22 protein-coding genes, 1 tRNA gene and 5 pseudogenes are annotated in these 20283 nt (G+C 39.3%); 4 read left to right on the top strand and 24 right to left on the bottom strand.

Features of this window, described 5'->3' with window-relative positions:
- The first annotated feature begins 262 nt into the window (after positions 1-262).
- The 4 genes and pseudogenes from BLV99_RS06020 to BLV99_RS18440 form a co-directional block, all read left to right on the top strand.
- A complete protein-coding gene (locus BLV99_RS06020; protein WP_092688693.1) occupies positions 263-1618 on the top strand; it encodes an amino acid permease in 1356 nt (451 codons plus the stop codon).
- A 91-nt stretch (positions 1619-1709) separates the two neighbouring features.
- Positions 1710-1785, top strand: a tRNA-Arg gene (locus tag BLV99_RS06015).
- Positions 1786-1984: 199 nt separating this feature from the next.
- A pseudogene (locus tag BLV99_RS18445) lies at positions 1985-2205 on the top strand (integrase); the annotation flags it as partial.
- Between the two features lie 67 nt (positions 2206-2272).
- A pseudogene (locus BLV99_RS18440) lies at positions 2273-2398 on the top strand (helix-turn-helix domain-containing protein); the annotation flags it as partial.
- A 172-nt stretch (positions 2399-2570) separates the two neighbouring features.
- Here the strand turns inward: BLV99_RS18440 and arsH are convergent.
- The 24 genes and pseudogenes from arsH to BLV99_RS05910 form a co-directional block, all read right to left on the bottom strand.
- Positions 2571-3275: an arsenical resistance protein ArsH gene (gene arsH / locus BLV99_RS06000; RefSeq protein WP_092688690.1), complete on the bottom strand. Its 705-nt coding sequence runs from the start codon at positions 3273-3275 to the stop codon at positions 2571-2573.
- A 4-nt stretch (positions 3276-3279) separates the two neighbouring features.
- Positions 3280-4320, bottom strand: a complete 1041-nt coding sequence (arsB, locus tag BLV99_RS05995) for an ACR3 family arsenite efflux transporter (protein ID WP_092688687.1) — start codon at positions 4318-4320, stop codon at positions 3280-3282.
- Between the two features lie 7 nt (positions 4321-4327).
- Complete coding sequence (locus BLV99_RS05990) at positions 4328-4801, bottom strand: arsenate reductase ArsC (RefSeq protein WP_092688684.1); 474 nt, start codon at positions 4799-4801, stop codon at positions 4328-4330.
- 6 nt (positions 4802-4807) lie between these two features.
- Complete coding sequence (locus BLV99_RS05985) at positions 4808-5128, bottom strand: metalloregulator ArsR/SmtB family transcription factor (RefSeq protein ID WP_086164393.1); 321 nt, start codon at positions 5126-5128, stop codon at positions 4808-4810.
- Positions 5129-5185: 57 nt separating this feature from the next.
- Positions 5186-5620, bottom strand: coding sequence for an arsenate reductase (glutaredoxin) (gene arsC / locus BLV99_RS05980; protein ID WP_092688681.1), 435 nt, complete (start codon positions 5618-5620; stop codon positions 5186-5188).
- Positions 5621-5880: 260 nt separating this feature from the next.
- Positions 5881-6438: a hypothetical protein gene (locus BLV99_RS05975; RefSeq protein WP_086183287.1), complete on the bottom strand. Its 558-nt coding sequence runs from the start codon at positions 6436-6438 to the stop codon at positions 5881-5883.
- 1773 nt (positions 6439-8211) lie between these two features.
- Positions 8212-8431 (bottom strand): annotated as a pseudogene (locus BLV99_RS05970) (helix-turn-helix transcriptional regulator).
- A gap of 333 nt (positions 8432-8764) precedes the next feature.
- Positions 8765-8890, bottom strand: coding sequence for a DcaP family trimeric outer membrane transporter (locus BLV99_RS18435; RefSeq protein ID WP_425283520.1), 126 nt, complete (start codon positions 8888-8890; stop codon positions 8765-8767).
- Between the two features lie 208 nt (positions 8891-9098).
- Positions 9099-9257 carry a hypothetical protein gene (locus tag BLV99_RS18430; RefSeq protein ID WP_244516288.1) on the bottom strand — a complete coding sequence of 53 codons (159 nt, stop codon included), beginning with the start codon at positions 9255-9257 and terminating at the stop codon, positions 9099-9101.
- A gap of 60 nt (positions 9258-9317) precedes the next feature.
- The gene (locus BLV99_RS18615; protein ID WP_280138267.1) at positions 9318-9452 is read right to left on the bottom strand and encodes a hypothetical protein; all 135 of its coding nucleotides are present in this window, start codon (positions 9450-9452) and stop codon (positions 9318-9320) included.
- 58 nt (positions 9453-9510) lie between these two features.
- On the bottom strand, positions 9511-9642 hold the full coding sequence (locus BLV99_RS18610; RefSeq protein ID WP_280138266.1) for a hypothetical protein: 132 nt from the start codon (positions 9640-9642) through the stop codon (positions 9511-9513).
- A gap of 305 nt (positions 9643-9947) precedes the next feature.
- A complete protein-coding gene (locus BLV99_RS05960) occupies positions 9948-10514 on the bottom strand; it encodes a hypothetical protein (protein WP_092688815.1) in 567 nt (188 codons plus the stop codon).
- A 996-nt stretch (positions 10515-11510) separates the two neighbouring features.
- Positions 11511-11609, bottom strand: a pseudogene (locus BLV99_RS18200) (Arm DNA-binding domain-containing protein); the annotation flags it as partial.
- A gap of 410 nt (positions 11610-12019) precedes the next feature.
- A pseudogene (locus tag BLV99_RS05955) lies at positions 12020-12565 on the bottom strand (Fic family protein); the annotation flags it as partial.
- Positions 12566-12637: 72 nt separating this feature from the next.
- Positions 12638-13048 (bottom strand): hypothetical protein, encoded by a 411-nt coding sequence (locus tag BLV99_RS18425; protein ID WP_244516287.1) that lies wholly within the window; start codon positions 13046-13048, stop codon positions 12638-12640.
- 135 nt (positions 13049-13183) lie between these two features.
- Positions 13184-13483, bottom strand: coding sequence for a DUF4116 domain-containing protein (locus tag BLV99_RS18420; RefSeq protein ID WP_244516286.1), 300 nt, complete (start codon positions 13481-13483; stop codon positions 13184-13186).
- Between the two features lie 43 nt (positions 13484-13526).
- Positions 13527-14552, bottom strand: coding sequence for a 4-hydroxy-2-oxovalerate aldolase (gene dmpG, locus BLV99_RS05945; protein ID WP_092688678.1), 1026 nt, complete (start codon positions 14550-14552; stop codon positions 13527-13529).
- Positions 14553-14563: 11 nt separating this feature from the next.
- Positions 14564-15517 (bottom strand): acetaldehyde dehydrogenase (acetylating), encoded by a 954-nt coding sequence (locus BLV99_RS05940; protein WP_092688675.1) that lies wholly within the window; start codon positions 15515-15517, stop codon positions 14564-14566.
- A gap of 26 nt (positions 15518-15543) precedes the next feature.
- The gene (locus tag BLV99_RS05935; RefSeq protein ID WP_092688672.1) at positions 15544-16329 is read right to left on the bottom strand and encodes a 2-keto-4-pentenoate hydratase; all 786 of its coding nucleotides are present in this window, start codon (positions 16327-16329) and stop codon (positions 15544-15546) included.
- A gap of 134 nt (positions 16330-16463) precedes the next feature.
- Entirely contained in the window at positions 16464-17000 is a 537-nt protein-coding gene (locus BLV99_RS05930) for a VOC family protein (RefSeq protein ID WP_092688669.1), read from the bottom strand.
- Positions 17001-17011: 11 nt separating this feature from the next.
- Complete coding sequence (locus BLV99_RS05925; RefSeq protein ID WP_092688666.1) at positions 17012-17230, bottom strand: ferredoxin; 219 nt, start codon at positions 17228-17230, stop codon at positions 17012-17014.
- Positions 17231-17273: 43 nt separating this feature from the next.
- Positions 17274-17771, bottom strand: coding sequence for an aromatic-ring-hydroxylating dioxygenase subunit beta (locus tag BLV99_RS05920; protein WP_092688663.1), 498 nt, complete (start codon positions 17769-17771; stop codon positions 17274-17276).
- On the bottom strand, positions 17772-19178 hold the full coding sequence (locus BLV99_RS05915) for an aromatic ring-hydroxylating oxygenase subunit alpha (RefSeq protein ID WP_092688660.1): 1407 nt from the start codon (positions 19176-19178) through the stop codon (positions 17772-17774). It lies immediately after the preceding gene.
- 93 nt (positions 19179-19271) lie between these two features.
- A complete protein-coding gene (locus BLV99_RS05910; protein ID WP_092688657.1) occupies positions 19272-20216 on the bottom strand; it encodes a VOC family protein in 945 nt (314 codons plus the stop codon).
- Positions 20217-20283: the final 67 nt, after the last annotated feature.

The raw sequence follows: 20283 nt of genomic DNA, 5'->3' as shown, positions 1-20283 counted from the left end.
CTTTTTTCTATATCTATACGTGAAATACAGGACTTAAGTCTAAAAAAACACCATTTGTGAACGTCCAGTTTTCAAATAGAGCCTACAGTTCGATAATTTAAATAAAATTAATATATTGATTCATATATTTTTTATTTGTTATTTCCTAAACATTATTTTTTATACAAGTAATAACTTTTTTTTATGAATTTTGAGCTACTATGCGATTTCTTCCCGATCTATTACAATCGGAAACACTTATCCATTGTCGGGCTGAAATAACTTGAATAAAGAGTCGTCTCAACTTCAGCGTGGCTTAAAGAACCGTCACATCCAACTCATCGCCATGGGCGGAGCTATTGGTACAGGCTTATTCTTAGGTTCCGCACAGGTGATTCAATCTGCAGGTCCTTCCATCATTTTGGGTTATGCCATTGGTGGTTTGATTGCATTTTTAATCATGCGTCAACTGGGTGAAATGATCGTACATGAGCCTGTAGCAGGATCATTTAGCCATTTTGCCTTTAAATATTGGGGGAAATTCCCCGGCTTTCTAGCGGGTTGGAATTATTGGATCTTATATATTTTAGTCGCCATGACCGAACTGACGGCTGTTGCAAAATATATTAATTACTGGTGGCCTTTTATTCCTGCATGGGCTTCAGTACTGTTCTTTTTCATCGTCATTACTTTGGTCAATCTCGGCAATGTAAAATTTTATGGTGAATCAGAGTTTTGGCTTTCCATCATCAAGGTCACTGCAATTGTATCGATGATCATTTTCGGTTTGTATTTACTGCTCACCGCTGATGCTGGTTCAACCTCTTCATTTTCTAATCTTTGGACACATGGTGGATTTTTCCCGAATGGTTTTGAAGGTTTATTCTATATGCTTGCCTTCCTCATGTTCGCCTTTGGTGGTATTGAGCTAATTGGTATGGCGGCTGCGGAAGCTAAAGACCCTGAAAAAACCATTCCCAAAGCCATTAACCAAGTGGTTTTCCGTATTCTACTGTTCTACATTGGTTCACTAACGATCCTTTTAGCATTAGTGCCATGGGATCAGCTTGACTTAGGTGGTCTGGATAAAAGTCCATTTGTGATGATTTTCAGTCAACTGGGTATAGGCTGGGCAGCACATTTATTGAATTTCATTATTTTAACTGCCGCACTTTCTGTTTATAACAGTGGGATGTATGCCAATAGTCGTATGCTTTATGGCTTAGCACAACAAGGCAATGCACCTAAAATCTTTAATCGTGTGAATAAACAAGGTGTACCTATTCCTGCTGTTTTATTCTCGGCTTTGTTAATTTTTGGCTGCGTATTGTTAAACTACTTTGTTCCAGAAGATGCCTTAAGTCACTTGATGTATGTTGTGGTTGGCGCATTAGTACTGAACTGGGCCATGATTACCTTGACTCACTTGAAATTTAGACAAGCGATTAAACAAGCATCCATTCAAACCAAGTTCCCTGCACTTTGGGCACCTATCAGTAATTATGTAGTGCTGATTTTTATTGCAACCGTACTTTATATTATGTGGATGCAAGGCTTTAAAGAATCCGTACTGATGATTCCGATCTGGATTATGGTGATGTTCGGTTTATTTAAAGTATTGAAGCTGAATAAATCTTAAGCAAAAACGATAAAGATCTGTCTTTTAAAAAGTTATTGTTTCGACAATAACTTTTTTTTTATGTCTATTTGCGCTAAATTAGCTGCGCATTGTGCCCTTAGCTTAACTGGATAGAGCAGTTGCCTCCTAAGTGACCGACGCGGGTTCGACTCCCGCAGGGCGCACCACTTTATGGTTTATATTTAACTTTACCGATCCACACGACAAATAAATAATATTAAAATCAACAGATTAAAAACACATCCATTCTAAATAAGCCGATAAAGCCCCCCTGAGAAAGCTTAAAAATTTTCTGATGGTAAAAGCTTAGTTTTAATCACCTCTAAGACTGGTGATAAAAGCTGAAGATTTGATTACTCACGCCCTTATACCAGTGAACAAGCATATGGACATTATTTTCGTGCCTTAGCAGGTACAATTTTAGAAGATTTTTTGGAGTTTCCAATTGAGCTAATTGAGCAGCAGCTTGCTCATAAGATAAAAGATATGCATGGTCGGGTTTATAATCGTACCAAGCACGTAGAGAAAAAAAACTGATGATGCAGAAATGGGCTGATTACTGTGATGGATTAAAGCTCTGTTTCTAAAAATTATATAAATACTGATTACCCTCGCGAAATTTTCGAGCATATTCTTGTTGTCATATTTACTCTTTTAACCGTCCGAGCTCGCTTACTAGAAAGCTGGGAAAGAAGCGTTCGGTATCCGGTAAGTTCAGCACAGTCTTTAATAAAATTATTTATTAAGTCACCGCAATTTGTATTAGCTAATCTTAACTAAAAAAAGACTATGCTAAAGCATGGTCTTTTTTAAGGAAATAAAACAAATCAGACATTTATTTTATTGAGTAATATTCAATAGTTAAGATATTTTTTAGCATCCGAGATCATCTTACAACTTAAATCAAGTAAAGCTAATTTAAAGAATCAGTTATATGTTATTTTTAGATACTTTAAAGACTACGTTGATTGACACGCTTGGATAATTCTTCGGCAGACTCTTTTCGCTCAGAATAACGATTTGTGAGGTACTGACTTTGCCCACGGGTCAGTAGGGTGAATTTATATAATTCTTCCATCACATCGACAATTCGATCATAGAAAGCTGAAGGTTTCATCCTGCCATCTTCTTCAAATTCCAAAAAAGCTTTGGGAATAGATGATTGGTTTGGAATCGTGATCATCCGCATCCAACGGCCTAAAATACGCATCTGGTTTAAGCTGTTAAAGGACTGCGAACCGCCACTGACTTGCATTAGCGCCAAAGTCTTTCCTTGGGTTGCACGAATCGCACCACCAGCCAGCGGAATCCAATCGATTTGAGATTTAAAAATAGAACTCATGGAGCCATGACGTTCAGGTGAGCACCAGACCATGCCCTCTGACCATGCCAATAACTCATGCAATTCTTTCACTTTAGGATGTTCAGTATCTGCATCTTCAGGTAAAGGCAGTCCTTTAGGATGAAATATTTTTACTTCGGCACCAAAATACTCCAAGATACGGCCTGCTTCCATCACGGCTAAACGGCTGTATGAGCGCTCTCGATTAGAACCATACAGCAGCAAAATACGCGGTGGATGATCTAGCTCTTTTGCTTGAACTTTTTCAAAGGTCGGTGGCTCAAGAAGATCTAGATCTACGTTTGGGAGATTCATAGCATTAGGCCTCTTTAAAGTATTTTTTTCTAAGCCAAAGTGAAACACTCACTAAGGCAATCAACACAGGAACTTCAACCAATGGACCAATGACCGTGGTAAAAGCAACAGGTGAAGCTAAACCAAAAGTTGCAATTGCAACAGCAAGTGCTAATTCAAAGTTGTTTCCAGCCGCAGTAAACGAGATTGCTGCTGTTTTAGGATAATCATTGCCCATCCATTTGCTCATAAAGAAGCTAATGAAGAACATCAAGACAAAGTAAATCATTAAAGGAATCGCGATTCGTAAAACATCCATTGGTAGACTTACAACATCACCACCTTTTAGGCTAAACATGGCCAAAATCGTGAACAGCAATGCAATCAAACTTAGAGGACTGATTTTTGGAATGAACTTGGTTTGATACCACTCCACTCCTTTTTGTTTCACCAAAATTAATCGTGTTAAGAAACCCAATAAAAACGGAATACCGAGATAAACCAGAACAGCATGGGTAATGGTCCAAAAATCAACATTGATCACTTGCCCTGCAACGCCAAAATAAGGCGGTAAGAAGGTCAAGAATAGCCAAGCATAAGTACTAAAGAATAAAATTTGAAAAATACTATTAAAAGCGACCAGCGCTGCAACGTATTGATTATCACCACATGCCAACCCATTCCAAACAAGAACCATAGCAATGCATCGCGCTAAACCAATCAGGATTACGCCCGTCATGTATTCCGGATAACTCTGCAAAAATATGATTGCCAATGCAAACATGAGCACGGGAGCGATCAGCCAGTTTTGTACTAAGGATAGAGTAAGCGTTTTCTTGTCCTTAAAGACTTGTGGCAAAGTCGCATAGTCCACTTTTGCTAGTGGTGGATACATCATCAAAATCAAACCTATCGCAATCGGGATATTGACTGAATCCACACTCATTTTATCCAAAGCGACAGAAGCTTGCGGAAAGAACACACCTATCGCAATCCCCAATCCCATGGCAATAAAAATCCATAGCGTCAGGTTACGATCTAAAAAGGATAATCTTTGTTGAGCCATGATGTTCTCATTCAATATGCGAAATTTGATTGATTGCAGCAATCAAATCTGGGCGAGACATATGCGCTGTATCGAGTGCCAATAAAGCATCTAAGCGACGGTTGATATGATCAACAGTAACTTGGAATGCTTTAAGTTTTTCTTCTTTCGGCAAGTCTAAATGCGAAGGATCAGCTAACCCCCAATGTGCCTTAATCGCACCCCCCAAATAAAGTGGACATGCCTCTTGAGCAGCAGAATCACATACGGTAATCACCACATCTGGTTGATATTGTTCGCAGTCATCGATGGTTTTACTCCACAAACCCTCAGTTGAAAGACCTAAGTTTTCTAGAGTTTCAATGGTGAGTGGATGCACTTGTCCAGATGGTTTACTGCCTGCACTATAAGCTTTCCAACCTTCAGGTGCGCGACTATTAAAAAGCACTTCTGATAAAATACTGCGACAGCTATTTCCAGTACATAAAAAAAGAAATTTCATATTGTTCTACTCGCAATAACTATTGATTTGCTGAAAAGGTATTTCAACATTTGGCTGTAATTCGGCATTCTTAAGGGTATTGAGTACTTCTAGGCACCAAGCAGGTAAATTTGGATTAATGCTGTAATAAACCCATTGTCCCTGACGTCGGTCTTGCAATAAGCCCAAAGTACGTAATAATGCTAAATGACGAGAAATTTTGGGCTGACTGAGCTGTAATTTTTCAGTTAAGTCACAGACACACTGCTCATTATTTCCAACAACCAACATGACAATGTTGAATCGAGTTTCATCAGCCAAACATTTAAAAAAATTGATTTGATCCATATTTTCACTCACTCAAACATATGGATATATTAATATTCACATATATCCATTAAATTTTTATTTCAATCGCTGCCCATTTGCATCAATCACCTGCTCACCATCTTCTTTGGTAAAAGCATTCTTTTGAGCTAATGGTAAAATATCTAAAACCACTTCTGATGGACGACTTAAGCGAGTGCCTAATTCAGTGACGACGAATGGACGATTAATTAAAATGGGATACAACTGCATAAAATCTAGAAGTTGTTCATCTGACCAACATTCTTGATCAAGTTCAAGTTCCGAATATGGCGCAACGTTCTTACGAATCGCTTCTCTTACCATTAAACCTGCATCAGCAATCAGTTGCGTCAGCTCAGCTTTAGATGGGGGGTTAACTAAATATTCAATCACTTCAGGTTCAATATTGGCATTGCGGATTAAAGCAAGTGTATTACGTGATGTACCACAATCAGGATTGTGATACATCTTAACCTTAGAAGTAGCAGTCATTTGCTCAAACTCAACAAAATATTTATATATATTTATATACGAATATTCATATATATGCAAATCCATATTTCCTGATTTAATAAATTTTATCTTGATAAAATAACTCTTAAGACTGAAAAGCCAATGATCAAAAAATACGACACGATGAATGGACTAAATTTGTCTAGGCAAGTGGTAGCAGTCCAAGCTTCATATTAAAAAAATTATCGTACTCTTAGCCCGCGCCTTTTATTCAAAGACAGCAGGCTATAGCAATTCTGTTAAAATCTGCGCTGTGAATCCAAATGATCCAGCTTATTATACTGCTGTTGCATATCATTAAATGCATCAGAAAAACCAATTAATGAAACTTCATTTACAACAGGTTTAGCCGTATTAAATGCATTAAACTCTGTTTTCACTTCGAAGCCTCGCTTGAACTGATCTATAATTGTTTGAGCATCGCGGTATAGACCCTCGCGCGTCTGCCAAATACTATTATTATCAACTTTAAGCAGTGTAATCGAGTTTTTTTCATGCTTCATACCAACACTTAAGCTGTAATTATCATTCATACGCATTACCGTAATATGATTTTTACGCATTGTGCAAATTTTAGTACCTTCACTACTTTTTACCCAGCATTGAATATTCCAACTTGCACGCCCTAATAATTGATTTTCAGATTTTTCAAGAGAGTCATTTGTACGCTGATAATCTACCCGCTGTATTAAATAGCTCAACCGATCGTTATTCATGCTTGTAGTTGCAGCCCCCGCTACATTTGCAATCGTTAAACCTAAAATCACCCCAAAAAAAATATAAGTATTATTTAACATTAGTTTATATAAAAAGCCAAATTAAGCACACTATAACAAACTTTTAATTTTTCATACCTTATACAATGATTTTATTTACTAAACCCCAAATACATGATTCATTACTCTGTTGAATATAAAAAAGTGTCTTTCCTATAATGACTTTTTCATTGAAAACATAATTGAAGGTTCCTTCCCCTATTAACTGCTGGCTGCATAAACCAATAAAAGTATTTATTCACCATCATGAATTTTCCAAATTTTCCTCTAACCTTAAGAACGACATGGGTAAAGTTAAGTACTCAAGCTTGATTATATCTGCTACTCAGGATCAGGTTCGCTCAACTAAGAAAGCAACCGAGCTGTATAATCAAATTCTAAATACTCGTTTAGAAACAATAGAAAATATAGGTCATATAATTCCAATTGAATAACCTAGAGTATTAGCATCTCAAATTCTAAATTGCTTGGAAGAGCAAAATTTACAATAAAAAATAGGAAATTAAATAAATGGGAACTACATATATTTTTACTTAATTTGCATCAGAATTTAACATCCCCCCAAATAAGCAATAAAAAAACCCCGACATCCTGTCGGGGTTTTTCGTATTAGGTGCTTTGGTATGACTCCTGTCTTACCTACATTCCTTGTCGCTTATTTTTTTATTGTTATTTGGAGCATCCTGCTCTCTATGTCCCCATGATAGTAAATTAAGCTGAAGTCGCATAGCCGCAAAAGACCTGGATTTGTGTGCGCTTAGGCGTACACAAATGCTTAAATTCCCCCCAAGATTTATCCACATAAATTTGGGGATGGTTTGGGCAATCGATGGATAATGCACAACAGAGTGTTATATTGATTATTTATTGGTAAAAGATATCAAATTGGGATAAAAAAAGCCGACTTGTTTCCAAGCCAGCTTTTTTCTATTTTTTGAGGTCGGTCTAAATTTTTAACAAAATAAAAAACAAAGCTATTTTAGGTCACGTTTCATATAGCACCATTATGTTCAATGGGTAAAATTAATACTTAAAATAAAGTTAAATGGTTGAGTTATCGTACACGGAAAAGTTAAAAACTTATAGATTTTAGCTACCAATTTTATGCACATCGATAAGCATTGAAGGATCATATGTTGACCAAAGTAATGCTATTACTCCTGTGATAGATATTAAAAAAGTGAGAACAACTATCCACTTGTTAGGTTTCCATAAGGAGAGAAAGAGTAAAAATAAACAAGTAGCTGGAAGTCCCCACCATAATTTTATAGTCTTATATATAAATTTTGAGAAAGGTATTTGTTGAATATGAGCTGACTCCCATAAAGAAGTATTTAATGAAACTCCTTTATGAATTAGTGCATAAATGAATAAACATTGAAAAATTATTATAAATAATATGATTAAACAAAATATGATTTTTTTAACACAAGTTACTAATTCTGTTTGTTTTTAAATATCATATTTAATATTAGCAGTAATAGATACTAATTTTTATCAACCTTTGCATTTTTCTAAAATCAACATAATCCAGCTTATACGAAATGCTTAAACTTTCCTTTAGCATCATCACTTTAGCTTAAACCGTGACAGTAATGATTGTATTATCATGGTTTTTATCTGACTTTTACTGTTCCATACCCAATATTGAAAAGCTACTTTAAAGCACTTTGTTTAGATCAGTGCTATTGATAATAGTTTTGTTTAACTTATAGATAGACAACATTTAAATAAATTAAATCTTATTTTGAATAAAAAATAAGGGCGTTAAAGCACCCAATATCAACGACTAGCTCACTTAGCCTCAATCCATTGATTAATTTCCCAAGCACACCAGCCTACACACCCTGCTGTCAAATTAGCTTGTCTTGGAAAAGTGGGATCATCCTGCTTATGGCGTTCATCTTTATAATATTATAAATCGTTGCATGACTTAAAAGTTGTAAATTGAATAACTTCATTTTAAGTTAATAATTTGATTCATCTGAAAAGTCTGACCTGTGCATTCATTCATGATGATTTACTCCTAATCATTGATGCGAATGGCTATTCGCTCAAACCATGTACTGGTATCAGCATCAGCGGATATATCATCCTTTCCCATCCAACCCCAGAAGTAACACTCGACATTGATCATATGTGAATTACCAACTCATTACAGGTCACTTTAAAAATATGGGTTTTATGTCCACCAAGTAAGACTTAGTTAACTCAGAAAGTAGCATTAAATAAAAGAACCTGATGAGTTGACAAAAAATGATGTAAATTCATCAAATAATATCAATTCAGCAGTCCCAAATTAATCACTCAAAATCAAAAATATTTACCCCCAAACAGTTAATAATTCTCAAAAATCATAAATTGCTGTGAAATTTACACGGTTATCAATCCCTTTTTGATCTGTAAAGGTTTTACGTTCACCATACATATATTCAACACCTAAATTAATCGGTTTCACTGGGTTATAGAACATATTAATCCAACCTTCTTTTAACTCTTTATTTTGAGTTAAAAGAAGGTTCGATTAAATCAGCAAAATGATTGCCAGTATTTGCTCGCATCGGTTGTAAAGTTCTGAATCCCTGAAGTCGTTACGGTTTCAGCTTTAGAGTCTTCTAAGCTAAAAGCCAGATTCATATTTTTATCCACAGCATAACTATATTTAACTTGTGGAACACGTGTTAAAGCCCCCCTCTAAAAAGTGATGCATCTACCGTTTCAGGGAAATATTCAACTGCATTAAAGTTTGACCATGTTTGCCCAACTAACCATTGGTCATAGGTTAAATATGCATGACGAATACGGAATGTGTCACGACCAGCACCACCCAAAAAGTCCATTTCAACTTTACCGCCAACGCTGTGATCACCATTTTTTGGAGTTTTAAAATTGAAACCAAATCACGTTGCATTCAAGGTACTTTGAAATTTATCTGAATTATTTCCTTCATTTACAATACCTTCTAAAGGTACAGCACTAATATAGTTATACATGGTGCTTGGCCCTTTAAATTGATAGCTCGCATCTGCACGCATATTTTCGTATAGCTCAATTCAGCACCGCCTTTCGTCACCAACTACTTTAGATCATTTTTTAGAGCTGTATTTTCTTTAATATTGGCAGCTCTGCAGAAATTTTTTCACTGGTCTGTTTTTGCTGTTGTATTAAACTCTGCAACTCCTGAACTTGCTGCTGCAAATGTGTGACTTGTTGCTCTAAAGTCATTACTGTATCGCTTGCAGATGGTGTCAGTTAAAGCATTGAAATGATAAATTTATGGCTAATTATTAAAAAAATTAATTTTCTGACTGCTCGCTAATGATTTTAAAAATATTTGTGTAGGCAAAATCTTGTTCTATCCCTAGCCCAATTTAAATTTCAGCGGTCGCTGAACGCGATCCGCTGGAATGAAGGATGATGTCATTTGGTAATATATTAGACCGTACCAAATCATGACTGCGACTCGATCAGCCATAAATAGGCTCTGGGTGTTCTCACCATTGAATTAGGTGAACCCCCCCATATCAATGTCACTTGACCGGAATCATTAAGTGTTGGTAAGGCGTTCCTGGCCACATCACGTAAGGGGTAGCAGTGTCTGGCTGAGCACTCTTTGGGTACATATCATAGAAGCTGGATTCTGCACCAACTATCATGACATGAGGGCCTGTCTTGATCCAATGGTTACCAGCAGTGGGTTTCTTGGCATAAGGATCCATATTACTGGCATCGGTGCCACCTGCCAGCATGTACATAAAACCAACCTTACCCACCGTCGGTGTTTTGTGGCCAATCCAAGCTTCAGCCCACTCCAGAGCGGCCTTGTCCATACACATCGGATCGGGGCCAGGAGTAGCCGGATTATCGGGCATACAGGTAAAGGCATTATTGCCTTTTCGCAAAGTGCGCATCTGTCCATCGGCACCCATAGCCACAACGGTGGCCGCTGCGCCCACTTTTTTCGGTGCTGCACTTATTGCACTAGCGATGGCTTGCTTATCAGCCCCGCCTTTGACCCTCATTTGATCGGCGGCAAAAGCTGTGGATGTAGACAGTGCAATCCATCCAGCCATCATCAACACTTTAGGGAAATTCATAGCACGTTCTCCTTGCATCATGAGTGAAAATACCCAGAAGACGGCTGGATTAGACCCACCAATCGAGCGAGCAACACGCTTTTGCTCTATGGTTGTCAGCACAGAACGATAAAAAGCTGGCATATACTAGAGGTCAGCATAGCATCACCGTCATGCAATACCCGTGTGAAGCACATGCCCTTCATGACAAAATCAGATCTGACGTTTCAATTATGTACTGCAATGGCTGTATGCTCACCTAGAACTGTTGTTACTCAACAGGAAATAGGTACAGGAATGCCTTAAATCCAGCAACAAGAATAGCTAAACTAAATACTATAAGGACGCGTGCTGTAGCATTTACGCAGGTTGTTCGAAACAAAAAATCACGTTTGTGAGATCTAATTAAAGTTAAACAACACATTTCTCATCTACTTAAAACTAAAATGAAGCATAACTATTCTTGTGTAGATTAATTTTTAATCATATTTAATTGTTACGTCAACATGATGTACCACAATGCACAAATTCCATAACAAATAAGATCATTACAACAAAATAGCTTACAAAGCGAGTAAAGCTGCATCGTTAAAAATTCAAATGATATTTAGCTGAATATGCTCATAATTTAGTATATCGACTACACAAAAATAGTCACTTAACACATTCATTGCAATTGAGATGCAATCAATACAACCTTCTTTACTAAAAGTTTAGATACCCATCAAACTGTGTAATTTGTATGTATTTTAACCATATTACATTTCATTTTTTACATCTAACTTAGAGTTTGAACCGTTATTACTTCTTGAAGCTCATATGTTAAAAAATAACCTGAATATATTTTATCCAATAGATTTATCATTCGAATACAATTGAAGCGATGACCTTAACGCTCTAACTCAAAAGGTGATACGACGATAAAGTCTATACGTCGGTTTCCAGTATTGGATTTCTTCGTATACCTTTAAGGCATTACGAACCTCTTGCACTTTTTTGAGCGAAGCAATAAAGACCACCACTCCCATCAAGTTCACGATACTCTTTTACATTTACTTCAAGATTGGCAATTACAATATCAGACAAAGGACGGCGTTTTATTTCTGATCTTTTCATTTAACCATGTATCCCTTCTTGAGTTCAATTTTTATTAAAGGATACATAGAAAGCAATACTATATGCTTTTATATTTGGTTATGTTCAGGCATAAAAAAGGCTTAATCCCTTTAGGATTAAGCCTTTCAGTTCCCAAACATGGCATATTTTGCGGTGGCGTCAATTGAACTCAAATCCTAACCCATTTATTCCAAAGCTATTTTGTTGAATAAAAAAATTCATTGACCCTATTTTGACCCAAATTAGATTTAATGCCTTGAATCACTTTAAAATCTTGTTCAAATCCAAATTCAGGATTTGAAATGGCGTACGGCATTATAGCAGAAAATTATACTTAAAAATAATTGTAATATTATAACATTAAAACCAACTCATTATGATATTAATAATCACCTTAACCTAATTATAGTTCAATTTTTTAATTTGTACTTTTGTTTAGGACTCTTAGGATTATCAGGAAAGGTGCGTTCAATCACACCCGCTTCTAATGCTGGAGTTAAATAATTTTTTTGGAATGTTGCTCGGTGGGACAAATCTAATAGAGCCATCAACTCAGTTAAGCTATATTCCTTCTGCTCCATTTTCTGGATAAGACGTTTAACTTGTACGCTAGCTTGAGCGGTATCTTGATCGCTGGTATCAGAACTGAGTATTGCATCTAAAATCATCTGCAAAATAAACTCAATAAAAAGTGCAGAATCTGAACGATCTGTACTCGCTTACAATGCATCGTAATAAGCTTTTTGATTTTGATAAATCAAGCTTTCTACAGGGATATTGAGAAAAATTTGATTCCACTGGCTTAAGATTAAAGTTTGCCATATACGCCCATTGCCATCAGCAAATGGGTGTATAAACTCAAACTCATAATGAAATACTGAACTCTGAATTAATGGGTGCTCATTGCCTTCAGCTAATCACTGCAACAACTCACCCATTAAATAATAGACTTGATTTGTTCTGTACTGAGTGGACTACCACCACTCTCCTATTTCTAAAGCTATAAACACTTTTTTTGACTGTTTAAATTATCGAATATATTTTTTCATTGTTGCATCTTTAGAAAGGGCAAAATTAATAATTACCTCTGACTGAAACTCTTTTTTTATATATTTCAGACTTAATGGATTACAATGTAGTGCATATTTCAAAATTTTCTCTGAATATTCTTTTAAAAACTGGATCACATAAGCTCGCTGCTCTACTGCTTTCATCCATAAGTCTTCATAGTACACATCAATATATTGAATTGCATAAGGTCGAAGCTTTACAGCATACTCACATAAATCCTTACTTGGATTATCAATAAATTGAATAGACATAGGATTATTTTCAATAGCCATCAGGCACATTGAAGAAGTGGGATTTAGAATATCCCGAATTGCCATGCCATCCTTACGCAATGCCATACAGCAAAGAGCTTCCGTTTGTTTCTTCACATATTTAATTGCTTGAGGATGGGATTGAACCGCAACTTGACAAATTTGTTCTGTTTGCTGCCGGACATATCTAAGTGCAAATCCATTTTGAATGACTGCTGCTAAACATATTTCTACATTTTGAAATAATACATATTACAGTGCCAGCCCTTCATTCCTGACAGCTGTCAAAATGATTTTATGGTTTAGCTCATGAATAAGCTGTAAAGCATCACCATTTTTCTGGACAGAGATTAAACATAAATCTTCAGTCTGGTTTTTGACATACTGAATTGCTCGTGAATTTTGCTTAATTGCCTCATAACACAAGCTGTGATCTTGTTTTTCTATATATTTTAAATATAAACCATTCTCTTTTACTGCATTTAAGTCAGCATCATAACTTGGGTAATACATTGTTTTATATTGAATCATTTCAACAACTTCTTCAATCAAGTGGAATGATGTAGCTCCTCACATACATCATTCCTGCAATGTTCTAAGCTTGTTGTTGCTTAAGCATATTCAGCGCGACATCAATGATCATATCTTCCTGACCACCTACCATTCGGCGATTGCCTAGCTCCACAAGAATATCGAATGCAGACAATCCATATTTTTCAGCCGCAGTTTCAGTATGGCGCAAGAAGCTGGAATATACGCCTGCATAACCTAAAGCCAGTGTTTCACGATCGACTCGGACTGGACGCTCTTGCAAAGGACGTACAATATCTTCGGCGGCATCAATCAGTTTTTTCACATCACAGCCATGGTTTAAGCCCATTCGCTGGACAGCAGCAATAAATACCTCAAGCGGTGCATTGCCTGCACCAGCGCCCATACCCGTTAAGCTGGCATCAATTCGGTTACAGCCATGCTCTAAAGCCACGATACTATTGGCCACCCCTAAACTTAAATTATGATGTGCATGCATACCAGTTTCGGTTTCAGGCTTGAGTACATCTTTCATAGCTTTAAAACGATCCCCGATGTCATACATATTCATGGCACCACCTGAATCCACCACATAGATACACTGCGCACCGTAGCTTTCCATCAGTTTACCTTGCTGAGCCAAGCCTTGCGGTGTATTCATGTGGCTCATCATCAGGAAGCCCACCGTGTCCATGCCCAGTTCACGCGCATATTCAATATGCTGTCGTGAAACATCGGCTTCGGTACAGTGCGTCGCGACACGAACCACGCGTGCACCAGCATCATACGCAGCTTTCAAGTCATGAATAGTGCCAATGCCGGGCAACAACAAAGTTGCGACCTTCGCCTGTTTGACTTCACTGGCCACCGCTTCAATCCATTCCAAGTCGGTATGCGCACCGAAGCCATAGTTAAAGCTGGAGCCTTGCAAGCCATCGCCATGCGCAACTTCAATACTGTCGACCCCAGCTTCATCCAAAGCACGGGCAATCTGACGCACCTGATCAAGTGAATATTGATGGCGAATCGCATGCATCCCATCACGCAAGGTTACATCTGACACATAGATCTTTCTTTGCTGATCAAACATTTCAATTCTCCTTACGCGAGTTCTTGTTTTTGGTTATGGCTTAAATGAGTTTCGGCAAAGCGTTCTGCCGCAGCCAAAGCGGCACTGGTCATGATGTCGAGATTCCCGGCATAGGCCGGCAGGTAATGTGCAGCGCCTTCCACTTCAAGGAAAATAGACACTTTCAAACCGGGCAGTTTACCGAGACCCGGAATATTCACTGGACAATCGGCATTGAATTCTTCGAACTGGACTTCCTGTTTTAGACGATAGCCGGGTACATAAGCATGCACGGCATGTGCCATGTCTTGGACAGATTGGCGAATAGCGTCTTTATCGGCACCGAATTTTGCAAAGCAATACACGGTATCACGCATGATCAGTGGCGGCTCGGCCGGATTCATGATGATGATGGCTTTGCCTTTTTCTGCTCCACCGACTTCTTCAATGGCTTTGGAGGTGGTTTCGGTGAACTCGTCAATATTGGCACGGGTGCCCGGTCCTGCAGACTTACTGGCAATCGATGCAATGATTTCTGCATAATGCACTTTAGCCACTCGAGACACTGCACGCACCATGGGAATCGTCGCCTGACCACCGCAAGTGACCATATTGATATTCGGGGCATCCAGATGCTGATCCAGATTCACCACCGGAACCACATAAGGACCAATCGCTGCTGGCGTCAGGTCAATCACCTGAATACCGTATTGCTGTAATACCTGATTGTGATGGGCATGTGCCCCGGCAGAGGTAGCATCAAAAACAATTTTAATCTCTTTAAAAGATGGCAGTTTTAACAAACCTTCAATGCTTTCTGCCGTGGTTTCAAAACCGAAACGTGCAGCACGGGCCAAGCCATCTGAATTTGGGTCTGCCCCAACCATGGCTGCCATTTCCAGATATTTTGCATTGCGCATGATTTTAATCATCAGGTCAGTGCCAATGTTGCCTGAACCAATGATGGCGCATTTAATTTTTGACATATTCTCTATCCTTATTTTTTATTCGCTCAAGCACTGAAAGCTGCTGTAACTGAACCCAAACCTTCAATTTCCACCTGATAAGCTGCACCAGCCTGTACCGCAACCATAGGGCCTAGTGCACCAGTCAGTACAATGTCGCCGGCTTTTAACGGACGGCCCCGACGTACCATTTCATCTGCGAGCCACACCGCAGCATTGAGCGGATTGTCCAGACAGGCCTTACCAACGCCTTGTGACACCACTTCGCCGGAGCAGGTCATTTGCATCAGGCAATTCACTAAATCTATATCTGTAAGCTGTACTTTGTTTTGACCCAATACAAAAGCGGCACTTGAGGCATTGTCAGCGACAGTATCCAACAACGATATTTTCCAATTTTCAATTCGGCTATCCACCACTTCAATCGCTGCCAAGGCATAATCTGTAGCGCTGATAATGTCCGCATAACTATGTTTTTCTTGGGTTAAATCGCCTTTCAACACCAAGGCAATTTCTGCTTCAACTTTCGGCTGAATTAAAAGCCCTACAGGAATAGCGGCTCCATCACCATAGGCCATGTCGGCAAACAGCATGCCAAAATCAGGCGAATCAACCCCCAACTGTTTTTGCACTACTAATGACGTCAATCCAATTTTACGACCTACTAAACGGCGGCCATTTTGCAGAGCGCGCTGTGTATTCATTTCCTGTATGGCATAGGCATCATCTACACTGGCATCATTTGCCAGCTGTGTACAAATTGGCGCAATGGCTGAACAGATGTTCTCCGCTTCAAATAATGCCTGTGCAATGTTTTCAAGTCTGGTCTGCATGTATTGCCCCCTATTGAATTTGGTCGATTGTAAAAAAATTAGGCAAAAACCCGCCTAGGCAGATACAGCCCATCCTTGAATCTATTTGAATTGGGTCTCAGCCTGTCATGATGCAACAGGCTGAAGAGATCGCATTAGTCAGTGATACTGACGTTTTTACCACTTCTGAGTTCTGCCATACGCTGATCTAACTCCCCATCGACATAATAAAGTTCGGTAAAGCAGCCAATTTGCTCGCGAGTATCAAAATATGCCCAACGGCAGTTGCCAAACGGTCCTTCAAAAAAACCGGCCATGGCTTTTTGAATACCTAAATCTAGGTAATGCTGTTCTGCCTGCGTATATTCAGCCGCATCTTTTTGGCGAAAACCAATATGATGTGGCCCTTTGCCTTTTTCATCCAACCAGTCTTTATAGACACTTTTCCCACCATCATGACGAGCCAGCTCAATCAGGGTTTCACCGGCAAAGCCATAAGCACAGCTAAATTGAAAATCTCCAGGCTGACCGTAATACTCTTTTTCTTTCTGGGTTTGCGATAAACCTTCAGCAACATTCCAAACTTCAACGCCATTGGTTTTACTGAAAAAATCCATCGCTTGTTGTAAGTCTTCCACCACAAAACAAATTTGGTCGAAACGCTTACTCAGCATATTCTGTACAGCCACCATAACCCAGTTCCTTATGCCGATTCTAAGATACGGAAACTAATGGCTTGCGCTGGGCAAGAGCCTGCCAGTTCTTTCACTTCATCTTCACGGTCAATGTCCACAAAGTGCATTTTTAAATTGGCCACTTGGCTACCTTGTGGAATTTCAAAAATATCTTCCGACATCAGGCACATGCCATAACCTTGACATTGATGCGCGTCTAAAATAATTTCGATTTTTTGATTGCTCATGAGATTCATCCTTTAATTTCAAGTCCGAAGGACGGTTTCTGATTTACAGAAACACGCCCAAGTTTGGCGTACGTAATACGGCTTCAGTTAAAATCGCTTTACGTTTTAATAAACGCGCCCCCTGCTCGGTAATTTTTAAAGTGTCCAAGCGACGGTATGGAATAATATCGCCTTGCTCATCATGGCCACGTTGACGGTACATAATGATTGCACTATGCACACTCACGACATCGGCTTGCTCAGTCGGTTCAATCATGACACTACCAATCACTCGCAAGGTACGTGATGGTGGTACTTCTGCCCATGCTTGACCTGAAGCCATACGGTCAATACGCACTTTAATATGGGCTTTTTTATCGAGTATCCGATACGCAGCACCTGGAAATTCATCTTGAAAATTTTGTGAACTGATACGTAGTGGAACTTCATAAGTGATGTCATCATCTAGCAGTGCAAACCACTCATCAAAACGACGTTCATCCAGTAATAATGCTTCTTGTGCTAAAAAATTATGTACGGTTTCGCGTGTTAAATATTCCATTTAGGCCACTCCCTTTTGCTGTGCATTTTCATCAGCCAAGCATGTCACTTTTGCTTGTTTGCCTTCACGCATTTCTTTTAACCAGCGGCGCCAGAACCCGATTTGACAGTATTCACCGTAAATGGATGGATGGAATTCACCCGGACCTTGCCATGCCGGATCTTTACCGGTTTGTTTTTGGCTATAGTGCAGATTCACTTTGGCTTTACGCAACCACGGGCTTTGTCCGCCTTTGGCAATTCCTTCCCAGACCGCAGTATCATCCGCTTCAAAGATCCCGCCTGAACCAAAGGCATATTGACCTGCTGCATAGGCTTTTTCAGCATATTGATCAGGGACAAAGCTAAATTCAAACTCGTAGTTCCACAGCTCCATCACTCCCGGTGCAATCGGTTGCCACATACGGATATTGGTAAATGGAATCGGCATTTCACCTGGTGCAGAAGGATGCGGCAAACGCATATAACTGAAGTTCGGGAAAATCGTACCGATGGTCGGTGGAATTTCCTTAATCATTTTGATTTGCGTTTCATCTAAATTCGACAAATCAAACTGCGCCTGTAGCTCTGGTGGATAACCCCAGTTCGGCAATGGAATGCCCACCATATTGGATAAGTTATGTCCAATAAAACTGTTACCATTACCAAAGTCATAGCCCGAAGCATGGGTACTGACTTGGTTAACACTTGGAATAAAACCTGAACTTGCTGCAGACATGTGCGCAGTACTGACGTGATAGGCATCGCCACAGAAGTTTTCTGCACCACTTTTCCAGTCGGCTTTGACTTGGAAACGCTCGGGTTCTTTGAGTAATTTAACGCCATCCGGATGAAGACCAAAAATAGCATCCAAAGCCCACACCGTGTCACCAAGATATTCACGTAGATCAGGCACATCTTCATTTAAAGAAGCAAAGATAAAACCATATAAGCTTTCAACTTTGGCTGCGCGAAGTAATCCCCATTCCTTCGCATCGAGCTTACCGCCATAGGCATCTTTCATATGCGGTGCGCCCATCCAGTCACCGTTGTTTTTATACACCCAACCATGGTACGGGCATTTAAAACTGGTCGCATTACCACGGTCATTATGACAGACCTCAGTACCACGGTGACGGCAGTGATTCAGTAAGACATTGATTTTATTTTCACTGTCACGCGTCACAATGACTTTATCCAAACCCAAACGGCGCAGTACGTAGTCGCCTAAATTCGGGATTTCAGTTTCATGGGCAATGAAAATCCAGTTACGCGTATAAATACGTTCCATTTCTGCGCGGAACACCGCATCGTCATTGAACACGTCAATCGGTAAAACACCGTTATTTAAACTTTCCTCTACGCGATCACATAAATGATCTATATAGTCTTCATCACTTCCCGCAGTCACTTGAATATACTTAAACATGCGACATCTCCCTGATTGTTGTTCTCTATGCCTGGCTGGCGCTCATCCTGAGCGTTGCTGGGCAGTTCGGTTTAAAAGCTCAAGCTAAAATCATTAACCTGCTTTTTTGGCTGGGCCGTTAAATGGTGCCCAATTTTGTTTGCGGAATTCGAGTAAGTAGGCTTGTGCATTGTCTTCATGCAATGGCAGCTCACGAGGAATCCAACTTGCATCCAGCTGATCCATATCGGCATCGTATTCAAAACGGCAACCCAGTGGACCATCGAAATACCAGAACCAGTTTGAACCTAAGCCATGACGACCCGGGCCCCAGAAGCTTTCATGTCCAGCTTTTTCAAAGCGCTGACCTGCTAGCATCAGTTCACTTGGGCCTGAAAGATGGAATGAAATATGTTCGACACCCTTAATATGTTCAGGTGCTTGAATCAGGAACAAGGTGTGATGATCTGTGCTGCCGCCTGCGCGCAGGAATGGTCCACCACCTAAACGGTCGCTGACACGGAAACCTAAACGATTGACATAAAAGTTTTCAGCTTTGGCTGCATCTGGCACAAAAACAGCGGTATGACCTAATGTGCGTGGTTGGATTTGAATGGAATGATCTACACCCAACTGATTATAACCCCGTTGATGCGGTGCACCAGGTGCATTAATCTTTTCTACAGGTAGATTCAATTCACGACGTTTAGTGATTTGAAAACCAATGGTTATTCCAACATCATCCACCGTTTCAAGTGCGCCATTGGCTAAGATTTTGACTTCACGGTCTTGACTCAATTCAGCCTGAATATCATCGAGTGTCGCCTGATCAGCAACGCCATAAACCATTTTACGCAGTTGGCTGATCGAAGCTAATTTTGCAGGGAGCGCTAGATGTTCAGCTTCAGCCACTAAAATGCCTGTCGCATCCAGCGTTTCAAAATAACGCCCAAATGCCTGATGAGGGACCTCAGTTAAACCAAAGTCCTGCATAAATTGAACCGCTGCATTTAAATCATTTGCGCCATAGACCAAATGATCAATACCGATAATATTCATTCTGTTACTCCTGTATTCCAATCCTCGGAATACCCCTGTGATTTTTCGTTTTTTAATACTTTTTGAA

This window comes from Acinetobacter kyonggiensis (genome assembly GCF_900107285.1).
Lineage (GTDB): Bacteria > Pseudomonadota > Gammaproteobacteria > Pseudomonadales > Moraxellaceae > Acinetobacter > Acinetobacter kyonggiensis.
This window is presented reverse-complemented; position numbering and strand designations above follow the sequence as displayed.

What these genes read in the sequence shown, in the direction of transcription:
- arsH (WP_092688690.1), bottom strand. Translation starts at nt 3,275, where the DNA reads ATGAATCTCCCAAACGTAGATCTAGATCTTCTTGAGCCACCGACCTTT.
- arsB (WP_092688687.1), bottom strand. Translation starts at nt 4,320, where the DNA reads ATGGCTCAACAAAGATTATCCTTTTTAGATCGTAACCTGACGCTATGG.
- BLV99_RS05990 (WP_092688684.1), bottom strand. Translation starts at nt 4,801, where the DNA reads ATGAAATTTCTTTTTTTATGTACTGGAAATAGCTGTCGCAGTATTTTA.
- BLV99_RS05985 (WP_086164393.1), bottom strand. Translation starts at nt 5,128, where the DNA reads ATGGATCAAATCAATTTTTTTAAATGTTTGGCTGATGAAACTCGATTC.
- arsC (WP_092688681.1), bottom strand. Translation starts at nt 5,620, where the DNA reads ATGACTGCTACTTCTAAGGTTAAGATGTATCACAATCCTGATTGTGGT.
- BLV99_RS05975 (WP_086183287.1), bottom strand. Translation starts at nt 6,438, where the DNA reads ATGTTAAATAATACTTATATTTTTTTTGGGGTGATTTTAGGTTTAACG.
- BLV99_RS18435 (WP_425283520.1), bottom strand. Translation starts at nt 8,890, where the DNA reads ATGTTCTATAACCCAGTGAAACCGATTAATTTAGGTGTTGAATATATG.
- BLV99_RS18430 (WP_244516288.1), bottom strand. Translation starts at nt 9,257, where the DNA reads ATGGACTTTTTGGGTGGTGCTGGTCGTGACACATTCCGTATTCGTCAT.
- BLV99_RS18615 (WP_280138267.1), bottom strand. Translation starts at nt 9,452, where the DNA reads ATGCGTGCAGATGCGAGCTATCAATTTAAAGGGCCAAGCACCATGTAT.
- BLV99_RS18610 (WP_280138266.1), bottom strand. Translation starts at nt 9,642, where the DNA reads ATGACTTTAGAGCAACAAGTCACACATTTGCAGCAGCAAGTTCAGGAG.
- BLV99_RS05960 (WP_092688815.1), bottom strand. Translation starts at nt 10,514, where the DNA reads ATGAATTTCCCTAAAGTGTTGATGATGGCTGGATGGATTGCACTGTCT.
- dmpG (WP_092688678.1), bottom strand. Translation starts at nt 14,552, where the DNA reads ATGTTTGATCAGCAAAGAAAGATCTATGTGTCAGATGTAACCTTGCGT.
- BLV99_RS05940 (WP_092688675.1), bottom strand. Translation starts at nt 15,517, where the DNA reads ATGTCAAAAATTAAATGCGCCATCATTGGTTCAGGCAACATTGGCACT.
- BLV99_RS05935 (WP_092688672.1), bottom strand. Translation starts at nt 16,329, where the DNA reads ATGCAGACCAGACTTGAAAACATTGCACAGGCATTATTTGAAGCGGAG.
- BLV99_RS05930 (WP_092688669.1), bottom strand. Translation starts at nt 17,000, where the DNA reads ATGGTGGCTGTACAGAATATGCTGAGTAAGCGTTTCGACCAAATTTGT.
- BLV99_RS05925 (WP_092688666.1), bottom strand. Translation starts at nt 17,230, where the DNA reads ATGAGCAATCAAAAAATCGAAATTATTTTAGACGCGCATCAATGTCAA.
- BLV99_RS05920 (WP_092688663.1), bottom strand. Translation starts at nt 17,771, where the DNA reads ATGGAATATTTAACACGCGAAACCGTACATAATTTTTTAGCACAAGAA.
- BLV99_RS05915 (WP_092688660.1), bottom strand. Translation starts at nt 19,178, where the DNA reads ATGTTTAAGTATATTCAAGTGACTGCGGGAAGTGATGAAGACTATATA.
- BLV99_RS05910 (WP_092688657.1), bottom strand. Translation starts at nt 20,216, where the DNA reads ATGAATATTATCGGTATTGATCATTTGGTCTATGGCGCAAATGATTTA.